The sequence below is a fragment of the Pseudomonas sp. SWRI68 genome, assembly GCF_014269165.1.
In the GTDB taxonomy this organism is placed as follows: domain Bacteria; phylum Pseudomonadota; class Gammaproteobacteria; order Pseudomonadales; family Pseudomonadaceae; genus Aquipseudomonas; species Aquipseudomonas capeferrum.
Window position 1 is genome coordinate 335,863 of the sequence record NZ_JABWRU010000003.1, and the last position, 14,168, is coordinate 350,030.

Consider the following 14,168-nt stretch of genomic DNA (forward strand, 5'->3'; position numbering starts at 1 on the left):
TATATCTAAAGACAAGCCCTAGATGCAGATGATTATCAACTAAATAGTTGATGGGTTATTCCCATGCATGGCTACCTGGGGCGCTTTGCACTCATTCGGGTTGCCCGGTTGCAGGTATGGCATGAGGATCGGTGCCATGCCCTTGAGCACCTGCACCGGCAATGCCGAGGTGAATTTGAAGGCTTCCGCCGTGCGCCCCGGTACGAATGCGGTCAATGTGCCGAAGTGGTTATCGCCCAGGAAGAACACGAACGTGGCGGTACGGTTCAGCGAACGCGAGCCGATCAAGCGGCCGCCAGCGCCGAAGCTTTCGATGCGGTTGTCGCCGGTCCCGGTCTTGCCGCCCATCACCAGTGGCGTGCCGTCTTGCAGCTTGAAACTGCCGGAAATACGCCGCGCGGTACCCGCGTCTACCACTTGCGACATGGCCCCTTTGAGCGCACGAGCAACCTCCACCGGCAAGATCCGTTGGCCGCGGTCCGGGTCACTCACCAGCTTGGTCTCGTAGGGCGTGTTATCGGCGAAGTGCAGGGTATCGATGCGCAACGTGGGCAGGCGCACGCCGTCGTTCTGGATGATGCCGACCAGCTCGGAGAGGGCGGCCGGGCGGTCGCCCGAGCTGCCGATGGCGGTGGCCAGTGACGGCACCAGATGGTCGAACGGATAGCCCACGCGCTTCCAGCGTTGGTGGATGTCGAGGAACGCTTCGATCTCGACCATGGTGCGGATGCGGCTGTCGCGGGCGCCCTGGTGACGGCTCTTGAACAACCAGCCGTACACCTCCTGGCGTTCGAAGCGGCTGGCATTGACCATTTCGGTCAGCGTCGAGCTTGGGTGTTTGAGCAGGTAGCCGAGCAGCCACAGGTCGAGGGGGTGGACCTTGGCGATGTAACCCTGGTCGGGCAAGTCGTACTTGCCTGGGCCGTAGGCGTCGTACATTTCCGACAGGCGACCGTCGGTGAGCTTGCCCAGGGCGATCTTGTCGTCCTTGCTGTGGGCGCGCACAAACCCATTGAAGGTTTCCTGGCCGGCTTCGGGGAACAGGTAACGGTGCACTGCCGCCAGGCGCTGTGGGGTCACGCGCATGCTGTCGAGGAAGGTGTCCAGGCGCTGCTGCGAGGTCTTGCGCTGGTACTTCTTCCAGAACCGCATCAGGTAGTTGGTGCCTTCCTTGTCGGCAAAGCGGGCCAGGTATTCCTGGCGGCGTGGGTCGGCGTCGTCCTTGAGCAGCGGTACCCGGTTGAACGGCTGCTGGTAGGTCACATAACGCACCACGTCGCGCATCAGCCGGATGAACGGCAGGTTGATCGACTCGCGCAGGGCAATCTTCAGGGTCGGGTTGCGGCCGTTGTCTTCCTTGCGGAAGTTGTTGAACACGTGCATGCCCCCCCCGGTGAAGAAGGCTTCGCCGGTATTGGCCGAATACTTGCGTTCCAGGGCGGCGTCGAGCATCGCATCGAGGTTCTGGTTTTTGCTGTTTTGCATCAGCCATTCCAGCGACCACTGGGTGAGGCGGTCCAGTTCGGCCACCTCGACCTTTTTCAGCTCGGCAGCAGGTTTGCCGGCGTACTTGTCGTGCAACTCCGCAATGATCTCAAGGTAGGTGGTGAGCACCCGCAGTTTGGCGGTAGAACCCAACTCCAGCTTGCTGCCTTCGTTGATGTCGAAGGGCTGGTCGGTGCTGTCCGTCTGCACCCGCACCCGCGAGCCGTCTTCGGTGCGCTCGAACAGCGTGAAGCTGTAGCGCACCTGGTCGGTGGTCTTGGCGGTCAGCAGGCGCTCGCCGATCAGCCCGATCTGTGCCGCAAACTCGGGGTCGGAGAGGTTTTTCAGGTACTGGCTTACTTGCATCTGCAGGTCGGCCTGCAAGGTGCTGGTGGCCGACAGGTCGAGGCGGTCGAGGTCGTACAGCGGGCGGTTGAGCATGGCCGCCAGGCGATTACGGGCCAGGCTGATGCCTTTGTTGGTGATGATCGGAACGATGGTCGGTTGCGCCACCCAGTCGCGATACACCGCCTTGCTGGCCAGCGCCGCGTCGGCCAGCGGCTGGTCGATGACTTGGTTGGCGACGAGTACGCGAACATGCGAGTCGGTGAGTTCGGCCAGTTCGACCCGGCCTTTGGACAGGTAATGCGAGGGGCGGCGCTGGGCGATCATCAACGACAGCACCTGGCGCAGGGCCAGGCCACGCGCGGCCAGGCTTTCAGGGTCTTGGGCGGTCGAGGTCAGGGCCTGGTTGACCTGGTCGAAATCGGCGCCGTACCACACCCGCAGGCCCTCAGCCATGCCATGCACTTCGCCGTGGCCCGGCACAGCCGAAAGCGGCACGCTGTTGAGGTAGTCGCGCACGATGCGCTGGCGCGCCTCGGTGGTGTCCGGGCCGCCTTGATAGGCGCGCACGCTGGCAGAAATCATCTGGCGAATCTTCTCGGCGCCAGAAACGGTCAGGCCATCCGGTGAGTGGCGGTACTTCTCAAGCTGCGTTGCCAAAGTACTGCCGCCAGCCGACTGGCCGGGCAGGGCAAAGTACTTGGCCACTTGGCTGTAGGCCGCCTTGGCGAAGCGCGGCCAGTCGACCGCGGGGTTGTTGCGCGGGTCCTTGCTGTCGAGCAGGTCGCGGTTTTCTATGAACAATAGGCTGTTGACGATCACCGGCGGGATCGCCGCAAAGTTCGGGTACAGGTGTTGCGGGTAGTTGTATTGGTAGAGCGTGTCGCCACGGCAGTCGGTGATCGACAGGCCGGCCTGGATCTTCTCGATATAGGGGGCGAACAGGCCGTGATCGACGTAGTTCATCAACGCGGGGGAGAACTTCACCTGTTCGCTGATCAGGTAGTCGCGCTTGAGCAACCGCGGCAGGAATTCGCCTAGCGCGCTGTAGCCCAGGCGTTTGTCGAAGGGGCCTTCACCGGGGTAGACGATGGCATCGCTGGGCCCTGGCTGCAGCGAATAGGTCAGGGTGGTGGCCAGTTTGCTGAATTCCCGCGATTGCAGGTTGGAGGTGCGGAATTCGTCATAGGCGGCAAAGCCGAGGGCGATGATGGCCACCAGCAGGATGAGGATGATCAGCCGCCACCAGAGCCGACGCTGACGTGGGGACTTTACAGGTGGCGTCTCGGCCGGAGGGGTTGCGGGTGCTTCCGTTCTGGTTGGTTCCGATTGCCACAGTGCGCCCATAGTCTTCAATCCGGCCAGGTATTTTCGTCTTGCTTGTCTGAAGCTTAGACGTTGACCGGGTTAGGTGAAAAATTTGTAAGAGGGCGAGAAAAGTGGCGTAGGGATATGCGGCTTTGGTGTGGGTTTCGGGGGGAGGCGATGTTGTTAAGGTGGCTACAGGATTTTTACGGCGGCTTCGCAGCCCTTGTCGCGACTCAAGGCCGCGCCCGCAGGGGCGAGATTTCTCGCCGAATTTCCCCGTTTATACAGTGAAAATCCCTACAGGGAGCTTCCTATACTGCTCGCCCCCTTCGCCCTGCCGGACGCTCTACGCCGGCACACGGGCCGGCCCACGAGGCCAGCCCGGCAAGTCTACGTCCCGCCTATCGGCGCGGCCGGTGCTGCACGAAGGTCAAATCCAATAACAAAATGAGGTTGTATTGCTATGCCCGTCGGCAACCACCCTGCCCACGCCGAGACCGCCCAGGGCGGCCCTCTGAAGCGTGAACTTGGCGAACGGCACATCCGTCTGATGGCGCTGGGCGCCTGTATCGGTGTCGGTCTTTTCCTCGGTTCGGCCAAAGCCATCGAAATGGCCGGCCCAGCCATCATGCTGTCCTACATCATTGGTGGCCTGGCCATCCTGGTGATCATGCGTGCCCTCGGCGAGATGGCCGTGCACAACCCCGTTGCCGGCTCGTTCAGCCGCTATGCCCAGGATTACCTCGGCCCGTTGGCGGGCTTTCTCACCGGCTGGAACTATTGGTTCCTGTGGCTGGTGACCTGCGTGGCGGAAATCACCGCCGTGGCCATCTACATGGGCATCTGGTTCCCCGACGTCCCCCGCTGGATCTGGGCCTTGGCGGCGCTGGGCAGCATGGGCGCGGTCAACCTGGTGGCGGTCAAGGCGTTCGGTGAGTTCGAGTTCTGGTTCGCCCTGATCAAGATCGTCACCATCATTGCCATGGTCCTGGGCGGTATCGGCATCATTGCCTTCGGCCTGGGCAACGACGGCGTGGCCATGGGTATCTCCAACCTGTGGAGCAATGGCGGTTTCATGCCCAACGGCGTGACCGGCGTGCTGATGTCGCTGCAGATGGTGATGTTCGCCTACCTGGGCGTGGAAATGATCGGCCTGACCGCCGGCGAGGCACGCAACCCGCAAAAAACCATTCCGCAGGCCATCGGTTCGGTGTTCTGGCGCATCCTGCTGTTCTACGTAGGGGCGTTGTTCGTGATCCTGTCGATCTACCCGTGGAACGAGATCGGCAGCCAGGGCAGCCCGTTCGTCATGACCTTCGAACGCCTTGGTATCAAGACCGCTGCCGGCATCATCAACTTCGTGGTCATCACTGCAGCACTGTCGTCGTGCAACGGCGGTATCTTCAGCACCGGTCGCATGCTCTACAGCCTGGCGCAGAATGGCCAGGCCCCGGCCACCTTTGCCCGCACCTCGAAAAACGGCGTGCCGCGCAATGCGCTGCTGCTGTCGATCGGCGCGCTGCTGCTGGGCGTGCTGGCCAACTACCTGGTGCCGGAAAAGGTCTTTGTCTGGGTGACGTCGATCGCCACCTTCGGCGCGATCTGGACTTGGGTGATGATCCTGCTGGCGCAGCTGAAGTTCCGCGCCGGGCTCACCACTGCCGAGCGCAAGGCGCTGAAATACCGCATGTGGCTGTGGCCACTGAGCTCCTACCTGGCACTGGCCTTCCTGGTGCTGGTGGTAGGGCTGATGGCGTACTTCGAAGACACCCGCGTGGCGCTGTATATCGGCCCGGCGTTCCTGGTGTTGCTGACCGCTTTGTACTACACCTTCCGCCTGGCGCCGAAACAGCCGCAGGGCATCGTCAGCCCAGCGTCCTGACGAGGCCGGGGGCCGCCTTCGGGCGGCCCTTTCAGCTACAGCCCTTCTGGGTCATTGCTCGTCAACTGGCATTTTTGTCAGTAGAACGCCCTAGATTTATTGCCTAACGTGGCGTTCAGGCCAGGCAAGGAAGGGCATCTGTGACCATGCGATGCAGAGCACCCGCGTTTTTCAAGTACGTGATCGTCGGTATCTTCAATACCGCCATCCACGTGGCAGTGTTCACTGCCATGCAACTGTTTGCCGGTACTGACCAGGCGATCAGTAACCTCACTGCCTTCTTCACAGCGTTGTCGTTCTCTTTTCTGGCCAACTCCCGATATACCTTCAAGGTGCGTATTTCGCTCTTGCGGTATCTGGTGTTCGTGGCCGGTATGGGCAGCCTCAGCCTGGCGCTGGGGGCTATCGCTGACAATCAGCAGTGGCGGCCGGTTGTCACTGTCACGTTGTACTCAGCCATGAGTCTGCTGCTGGGTTTCCTGTTGTCGCGGTGGATCTTCACGGAGCAGCGCAAATGGTTATTTCGCTGATCGTCCCGATATTCGATGAAGAACTGGCAATCCGCCCATTCTATGACGCGGTGCGCCGTGCGCTGCACGGGGAACCGGCAAGGGTCGAGGTGATCTTCGTCAATGATGGCAGCCAGGACGGCAGTGAACAGCAGGTTCGTCAGCTGATTGCGGGTGACCCGGATGTCATGCTGGTCGACCTCTCACGTAACTTTGGCAAGGAAGCGGCACTCCTCGCCGGGCTGGAAATGGCCCGTGGCGATGCAGTTATCCCTATCGATGTCGACCTGCAGGATCCGGTAGAGGTCATACCCCTGTTGATCGAGCAGTGGCGAGCCGGTTTTGAAGTGGTGCTTGCCAAGCGCCGGGACCGTTCCAGTGACAGCTACTTGAAGCGATTAACGGCCGGAGGCTTCTACTTTTTGCTCAAGCGGATATCGCAGATACACATTGAAGAGAACGTCGGTGACTTCCGGCTGCTCGACCGCAAAGTCGTGGACGTGATCAAGTCGATGCCTGAACAACAGCTGTTCATGAAAGGCATGCTGTCCTGGGCGGGGTTCAGCACCACGGTGGTTGAATATGAGCGCGCTGCACGGGCTCAGGGCGGTAGCCGTTTCAACGCCTGGAAGTTATGGAATCTGGCATTGGACGGCATCACCTCGTTCAGCACTGTACCGTTGCGGCTGTGGACCTATGTGGGCGGGACTATCGCCTTCACAGCGTTGGTTTACGCAGCGGTGCTGGTCGCTGACAAGCTGATCTTTGGCAACCCTGTCCCAGGCTATCCCTCGCTGATGACGGCCATCTTGTTTCTCGGTGGCGTGCAGTTGATCGGGATCGGAGTCTTGGGTGAATACATTGGCCGTATCTACATGGAATCCAAGCATCGCCCTCGTTATGTCGTCAGGGGCAAGGTCGGGTGTGACCCGGCGCAATCAGGGCGGGTGTTGATCAAGGAGAGATAATGGCCGTTTCGCTACGCTGGCAAGAGACCCGTGCAAAAGCTTGCGTGGTCGTGGCAATTTTGCTGATGAGTGCTGCCTTGCGCTTTCATCAGGTGACGACGCGCACTATCTGGCTGGATGAGGCATTCAGTGTCTTACTCAGCCGCCTGTCGCCTGAGCAGATACTGTTTCATACCGCCCGGGACGTCCATCCGCCCCTGTATTACTTGATTCTGCATTACTGGATGCAGTGGTTTGGCAGCGATGCGCTGGCGGTGCGTAGTTTGAGCGTTTGCGCGGGCGTCGCTTCGGTAGGCATGGGTATGTTGCTGACAAGGCACCTGGCGTCTTGGCGTGCCGCAATGATTGCTGGCCTCTTGTTGGCATTCTTTCCCATGGCCATACGTTTTAGCCAGGAAGCCCGAATGTACGCGTTGCTGAGTCTGCTGCTGCTGTCGGCGATCTACATGCTTTGGCAGTGGGTATCCAGGCAAAAAAACCTCTACCTGGTTGCCTACAGCCTACTCATGGTCGCCGCGTTGTACACCCACTACTTTGCAGCCTTGTGCGCATTGGCCAATTGGGTCTACCTGTCAGTGACTAGGGATTCACATGGCAAGCGACTTGTGTTGGCTCGTGCCTGGTGGGTGGGGCATGTGGGAATCGTCTTGGCCTATCTGCCTTGGCTGCCCATCTTGTATCGTCAACTGCATCACCGTGAGTTGGTGGCCTGGATTGTTCACTATCCGGCTTCCCTCTTGAGCATGCCGCGATCGTTCTGGAATGCGTTTACCCAATGTGAGGAGGCTGCCTATGCAGACGTCTTGTCTGTGTTGCTGTCCATTTTTCTCGTGTTTGCTTCGCTACGGGTATTGCGCCATGTCTCGACGCGTGGGCAGCCGAATGTATTGCTATTGAGTTATTGCTTTGTTCCCATCCTTGTCGTCTGGCTGGTCTCCTATGCCATGCCGTTATTCATCAACCGTTATCTGCTTTTCTCCCTCATGGGGCTGCCGTTGCTGGTAGCGGTCGCCGCTGATACGTGGCCGAGGCGAACGTTACTGGCATCGGTTGCTGGCTGTCTGTTCATCGAACTTGCAGGGCTGGCCTATGCCTACAATTACCAGGCCAAGCCGGGGGGTGATCTGGGTACGGTGATGGCACATGTTAATAAGTACTGGCGCTCAGGGGATGCTTTGTTAGGCGATCGCAAAAGGCACTACCTCTCGATCGAGTACTACAATGCCACGGGACGCCCGGCATTTCTCTATACCCAGATTGAACCTGATGCGACCGGTAAGGCGGCGACCACCTACGGTACCTTGACGTTGTTTTATCAACGCTCGGATGAGCTTTACGTAACAACGCCACAAAGACTGGCGAACCACTTCAAACGTCTCTGGCTGGTGACTGAACCTTCGTCTGCTTACACGCCGCGTATGCCCCTCGACGGGTGGGTGAAAGTTGATGAAATCGTCGAGGGCTCGTTCAAGGCATTGTTGTTTGCAGTGCCAGAACAAGCCAATCGCTGAACCGTGAGCCGCCTCAGGCCGCTTGTGGCTCGAAACTGTCGGCCCGCGCCATCTGCCACATCCGCGAATAGAACTGCCCATCCACCTCACCGGTCAGCAACTCCCCCGGTTTGAGGAACACATGCATCTGCGAGAACAGCTTGATCTCAGTGGCCGATACCCGTCGCACCAAGTGCTTGGCTTCCAGCTGTGCCGGGTGTTCCAGGCCGGCCGCAGCGAGCATTTCGGCCAGGGCGCGCAGGGTGTTGTGGTGGAAGTTCAGTACCCGCTGGGCCTTGTCCGGCACCACCAGTGCGCGCTGGCGCAACGGGTCCTGAGTGGCCACACCGGTCGGGCACTTGTTGGTATGGCAGCTCTGCGACTGGATGCAACCAATCGCGAACATGAAGCCACGCGCTGCGTTGGCCCAGTCGGCGCCGATGGCCAATACGCTGGCGATGTCGAAAGCACTGACGATCTTGCCACTGGCACCGAGCTTGATCTTGTCGCGCAGGTTCAGGCCGACCAAGGTGTTATGCACGAACAGCAAGCCTTCGCGCAGCGGCACGCCGATATGGTCGGTGAACTCCACTGGCGCCGCGCCAGTGCCCCCTTCCTTGCCGTCGACGACGATGAAATCGGGGAGGATGCCAGTTTCCAGCATGGCCTTGGCGATGCCCATGAACTCCCATGGGTGGCCCAGGCAGAACTTGAAGCCCACCGGCTTGCCGCCGGACAGCTCGCGCAACTGGGCAATGAACTGCATCATTTCAATCGGCGTCGAGAAGGCGCTGTGGCGCGACGGCGAAATGCAGTCCTCGCCCATGAGGATGCCGCGGGTTTCGGCAATTTCCTGGGTCACCTTGTGCTTGGGCAGGATGCCGCCGTGGCCGGGCTTGGCGCCTTGGCTCATCTTGATTTCGATCATCCGTACCTGGGGGGTACGTGCCTGGGCGGCGAAGCGTTCCGGGTCGAACCGCCCGTCTGCGGTACGGCAGCCAAAGTAGCCGCTGCCCAGCTCCCACACCAGGTCGCCACCGTGTTCGCGGTGGTAGGGGCTGATGCTGCCTTCGCCGGTGTCATGGGCGAAGTTGCCCAGCTTGGCGCCTTCGTTCAGGGCGCGGATGGCGTTGGCGCTGAGTGAACCGAAACTCATCGCCGAAATGTTGAAGATCGATGCCGAATACGGCTGGCTGCACTGCGGCCCGCCGACGACGATGCGAAAACCCGCAGGGTCGGTCAGCGGTGCCGGGCGCATGGAGTGGCCGATGAATTCGAAGCCGGACTGGTAGACGTCGATCAGGGTGCCGAAGGGTTTGTCCGAGGCTTCGTTCTTGGCCCGGGCATACACCAGCGAGCGCTGAGCGCGGGAGAAGGGCAGGGCGTCGCTGTCGGCTTCGAGCAGGTACTGGCGGATTTCCGGGCGAATGCCCTCGACCAGGTAGCGGATGTTGCCGAGGATCGGGTAGTTGCGGCGTACTGCGTGGCGCTTTTGCAGCAGGTCGAACACGCCGATCAGGCTGAGTACGGCAGTGGTCAGGGTGAAGGGCCACAACCACTCGTGGTGGGTGAACGGCAGGCTCGCCAGGGTGAACAGTACACAGGCGGCGAAGAAGGCGTAGCGGCTGAGAAGTGACAGGCTCATACGGGGTCCTTGCGATGGCGCGGTCAGGCTCAGGGGCCTGGGGCAAACCCCGACCATAGCCCGGTTGGGCGGTAGTGAAAATGAAAATCGGGGTATCGAAAATCATTCGCACAACGGGCTGGTTGCTCAGTCGTGCTGCTTGAGTAACAGGCGGTGGCGCCAGGCTTGCTGTTCTTCCAACGACGCGTCGATGAGAAATTGGTATCGCCCGGCAACCCGCATCGCTACGGGTACCCCATCGCGGTACAGCAAGCGATTGCCGCTCACTGCCGGTACCTTGGCCCCCGGCAGTAGCGAGCCCACCAGGTTCAGCGGGTCGCTGGCACTGACCATCACCAGGGCGCCCTCCGGTTCACGCCGTCGCACTTGCCGCAACAGGCCTACCGCCTCCGGCAAGGCGAACTGCTCGCCGGCCAACCCGGCGATAAACCGCCCGCCACGAATTTCGCCGCGGGCTTCCAGCCGGTGATAACAGCGCAGCAACGCTCGCCACGGGGGCAGCACATCGCTCTCGCGTTCCAGCAGGCGCCAGCAGATCACCCCGTAGCGACGCAGCAGGGTGCGGGCAATGTGTTCCAGGCGCTGGTCTTCGTTCAGGTTGGCGGTACCGCGCCGCAACAACGCCCAGCGCCCGGCGTGGGCCATGCTGTTCGAAAACGGCGCATGGCCGCGGCGGCTGTGGCGTGGCGCGCGTTTGGCCGCTGGTGTGATCAGGCTGCGCAGGCCGGTGAAGCTGTCGGCGCCGGCCAGGCCTGAGCCCACCAGTTCCTGCAGTGCCGTTTCCAGCTCACTGGGCAACAGGTGCGCCTCTTTGGCCAGTTCATCGAAGAACAGCGCACCTTCCGTTTTCAGCGCTTCATGCACACGTTGCGCGCGCGGGCCTAGCGCCTCGGGGGAAGGGGCTGGCGCGAGGCTGCGCCAGGTATTGAGCTGGTCCCGGGGCAACAACACCAGCGGGGTGCTAGCCAACGTGCTGCTCGACTGCGTCGCTGCCAGGCGGCTCCAGGCGAACTGCCCGCTGCGGCACGCGTCGTCGAGCCAGTGCGGGCTGTAGTCCTTGATCCGCGCAGGCAACAGTTCGGCTTCCCAGGCACCCGCAGCACTCGGAAACCCCTGCAGTTGGCCCAGTACCTCGGCCACCGCCTGCGGCCCGCGCAGGCGTTCGTCTGCGGCCAGGTGCTGCCAATCGAACAGAAAGCGCATGAAGTCCTGCAGGCTGACCGGTTCTATCTCCCGGCGCAGGCGTTTGACCGTGTAGCGGTGGATGCGCGCCAGCAAGTGGCGCTCGCACCACTGCAGGTCGTGTGCACCTGGGCTGAAATGGCCGCGCAGCACATAGCCTTCGCTTTCCAGGCGAGCCAGAGCCTGCTCGATGTCCGGCAGGGGTTTGCCCAGGGGGCTGGCGATCTGCGCCAAGGTCTGCGGCCCGTAACCTCCCAGGCGGGCGCGCAGCAGCTCGCTCAGCGCAGTGTCGGGGTCGATGGCCTGATCAAAGCCGGGCAGCAGGTTCAAGGCCGGCTCTGTGGCTGCACCTGGATACAGCGCCTGCAGCAGGTTCAGGCGCTCACGGGCCAGCCAGAGCTGTTGATCGGGCAGGTGCAAGGCTCGGCCTGCCTTGGCCAGTTGCCGAAGCAGCAGGGCCCAACTGGCGTTGGCCTGGGCTTCATGCTGGGTGATGGCGCCCAGGCTCATCAACGCTTCGTGCATCTCATCGGCATTGACCGGTTGCGGCCAGGCCTCGTCTTCCACGGCGCGGATGGCATCGGCATCCAGCGCGCCCAGATCATCGCCACTGCGCACGTCGCTCCAGCGTCGGTTGAGTACCGCCTGGGTTCGGCGTTCTTCCAGCGGTGCATCGTCCAGAAACGCGTAGGGCCTGGCGTTGAGGATAGCCGAGGCCAGCGGTGACGGTGCCGGCAGGTCGCGGCTGATCATTCGCACCTCGCCGCTCTCCATACGCCGCAGCAGGGCCAGCCAGCCTTCGCTGTCCATGGCCTCGTGCAGGCAGTCGTCGAGGGTCTGCTCGACCAGCGGATGATCGGGGATCTGCCGTTCGCCGACGATGTTTTCCAGGCAGGCGATCTGGTCGGGGAACACCGACGCAATCAGGTCTTCGCTTTTCATCCGCTGGATCTGCGGGGCCACCTTGCGCCCACCAACGAAGCGCGGCAAGGCCATGGCCACGGCAGCGTTCCAGCGCCAGCGCACACCGAACAGCGGCGCGTCGAGCAGGGCCTGGATGAGGACCTGTTCGGCATTGCGGCTGGTCAGGTAGCGCCACACCTCGTCCAGGGCGAAACTGTGGCTGGTGGACAACGACAGCACGATGGCATCTTCGCTGGCCGCCGCTTGCAGCTCGAAATTGAACGTGCGGCAGAAGCGCTTGCGCAGGGCCAGGCCCCAGGCGCGGTTGATACGGCTGCCATAGGGCGAGTGGATGATCAGTTGGGTGCCGCCGGACTCGTCGAAGAAGCGCTCCATGATCAGCGTCTGTTGCGAGGGCAGGGCGCCCAGTACTTCCCGCGTGCGCCCCAGGTAATCGAGCAACTGGCTGGCGCTGTCTTCGCCCAGTTCGAAGCTGCGCCGCAGCCATTGCACCACCGCCGCGCTATCTGCACCCGGCAACCCCAGCCGCTCGTCGATGCGTGCCTGCAAGCGGGCGACCGCCGCTGACAGCTCATCGCTGCGCCCTGGTGCTTCACCCAGCCAGAACGGAATGGTCGGCGGCAGGCCATGGGCGTCCTCGACCCGCACGCGGCCAGGTTCGACCCGCAGGATCCGGTACGAGGCATTGCCCAACTGGAAAATATCGCCGGCAATGCTTTCTACCGCGAAGTCTTCGTTGACGCTGCCGATGCTCAGCGCCTGGGGTTCGAGCAGCACGGCGTAGTCGGCGGTCTCGGGGATGGTGCCGCCACTGGTCAAGGCCGTCAGCTGGCTGCCGCGACGGCCGCGCAAGGTGCCGCTCACCGCGTCGCGGTGCAGGTAGGCGCTACGGATGCCTTGGCGGCCGTTGTAGCCCTCGGCAAGCATGCTCAGCAGCGCCTGGTAATGCTGCACGTCGAGTTCGGCGTAGGGCGTTGCCTGGCGCAGGCAGTCGAACAGCGCCTGCTCCTGCCACGGCTGGTTGCTGGCTTCGGCGACGATTTGCTGGGCCAGTACATCCAGGGGGGCCTTGGCGATGTGCAGCTGGTCGAGCTCGCCTCGGCGCACACAGTCGAGCAGGGCCGTGCATTCGATCAGGTCGTCCCGCGAGGTCGGGAACAGCCGGCCTTTGGGAATGCCCTCGACCTGGTGGCCCGAGCGGCCGACACGTTGCAAAAAGGCCGCGATCGAACCTGGCGAGGCGATCTGGCAGACCAGGTCGACATCGCCGATATCGATGCCCAGCTCCAGCGAAGCCGTGGCCACCAGCACCTGCAACTGGCCCTGCTTCAGGCGCTGTTCGGCGTTCAGGCGCAGCTCCTTGGCCAGGCTACCGTGGTGCGCGGCCACGGCTTCTTTGCCCAGGCGGTCGCTGAGGTGGCGGGTCAGGCGTTCGGCCAGGCGCCGGGTGTTGACGAATACCAACGTCGTGCGGTGTTCGCGGGCCAGGGTTGCCAGGCGGTCGTAGACCAGGTTCCACACGTCGGTGGCCATCACCGCACCCAGGGGCACGGGTGGTACTTCCAGGGCCAGGTCGCGCGTGCGTGCGTGGCCGATGTCGACGATCGCACAGGGGCGCTGATGACCCACCAGAAACTGCGCCACGCGCTCCACCGGCCGCTGGGTGGCGGACAGGCCGATGCGCCGCAAGGGCCGTTCGGCGAGGGCTTGCAGGCGCTCAAGGGTCAGCGCCAGATGGGCGCCGCGTTTGTTGCCGGCCAGGGCGTGAATCTCATCGACGATCACCGTGTGCACATTGGCAAGGCCGGCACGGCCCGAGGCCGAGCCCATCAGCACATAGAGTGACTCCGGCGTGGTCACCAGGATGTGCGGGGCGAGCTTGCGCATGGCTGCACGTTCTTTCTGCGGTGTGTCGCCAGTGCGCACGGCGGTGGTGATACGGGGCGCTTCAAGGCCCTGGTCTTCGAGCGCCTGGCTGATGCCTTCGAGCGGGGCCTGCAGGTTCAGGCGAATATCGTTGGACAGGGCCTTGAGCGGCGAGACGTAGACCACCTGCGTCTGTGCGGGCAGTTCGCCGCCGTGTTCAAGGCCTTGGCGGAACAGCTCATCGAGCACCGCGAGGAAGGCGCTCAAGGTCTTGCCCGAACCGGTCGGCGCGGCCAGCAGCATCGACTGACCGGCGTGAATCAATGGCCAGGCACGGGCCTGGGCGTCGGTGACCGTGGCGAAATGGCGACGGAACCAGGTGCCGACGGCGGGGTGGAACAGTGCGAGCACCGGGTGCTGTTGGGCGGGCAGGTTCATGTGTTGGTTATGGAGGGTCGGCGGCGGGTTGGCAAGGGGCCGTTCGTCTGTGCATGGGGGAGGCTACCTGTGCTTGTCTGGCCATGAGCCCCATGGGATGCTCTCTGGCTTTGCCTGTGAGCCCAT

Annotated in this window: 7 protein-coding genes; 4 read left to right on the forward strand and 3 right to left on the reverse strand. The window is 62.5% G+C overall.

Going from position 1 to position 14,168, the window contains the following annotated elements:
* Positions 1-39 precede the first annotated feature (39 nt).
* Positions 40-3,177 carry a transglycosylase domain-containing protein gene (locus HU770_RS07725; RefSeq protein ID WP_186663433.1) on the reverse strand — a complete coding sequence of 1,046 codons (3,138 nt, stop codon included), beginning with the start codon at positions 3,175-3,177 and terminating at the stop codon, positions 40-42.
* A 424-nt stretch (positions 3,178-3,601) separates the two neighbouring features.
* On the opposite strand from HU770_RS07725, the gene HU770_RS07730 reads away from it, so the two are divergent.
* From HU770_RS07730 to HU770_RS07745, 4 genes are all read left to right on the forward strand, one after another.
* On the forward strand, positions 3,602-5,020 hold the full coding sequence (locus HU770_RS07730; protein WP_033702692.1) for an amino acid permease: 1,419 nt from the start codon (positions 3,602-3,604) through the stop codon (positions 5,018-5,020).
* 146 nt (positions 5,021-5,166) lie between these two features.
* A complete protein-coding gene (locus tag HU770_RS07735) occupies positions 5,167-5,550 on the forward strand; it encodes a GtrA family protein (RefSeq protein WP_186656888.1) in 384 nt (127 codons plus the stop codon).
* The gene (locus tag HU770_RS07740; protein ID WP_186656681.1) at positions 5,535-6,497 is read left to right on the forward strand and encodes a glycosyltransferase family 2 protein; all 963 of its coding nucleotides are present in this window, start codon (positions 5,535-5,537) and stop codon (positions 6,495-6,497) included. Before HU770_RS07735 ends, HU770_RS07740 begins: the two co-directional genes overlap by 16 nt.
* Complete coding sequence (locus HU770_RS07745; protein WP_186663434.1) at positions 6,497-8,008, forward strand: glycosyltransferase family 39 protein; 1,512 nt, start codon at positions 6,497-6,499, stop codon at positions 8,006-8,008. The genes HU770_RS07740 and HU770_RS07745 overlap by 1 nt, the downstream gene beginning before the upstream one ends.
* A 13-nt stretch (positions 8,009-8,021) precedes the next feature.
* Here the strand turns inward: HU770_RS07745 and HU770_RS07750 are convergent, their stop codons facing one another.
* Both HU770_RS07750 and HU770_RS07755 read right to left on the reverse strand, forming a co-directional pair.
* Positions 8,022-9,632 (reverse strand): FMN-binding glutamate synthase family protein, encoded by a 1,611-nt coding sequence (locus HU770_RS07750; protein ID WP_033702690.1) that lies wholly within the window; start codon positions 9,630-9,632, stop codon positions 8,022-8,024.
* Positions 9,633-9,758: 126 nt separating this feature from the next.
* Positions 9,759-14,042, reverse strand: coding sequence for a DEAD/DEAH box helicase (locus HU770_RS07755; protein ID WP_186663435.1), 4,284 nt, complete (start codon positions 14,040-14,042; stop codon positions 9,759-9,761).
* Positions 14,043-14,168 lie beyond the last annotated feature (126 nt).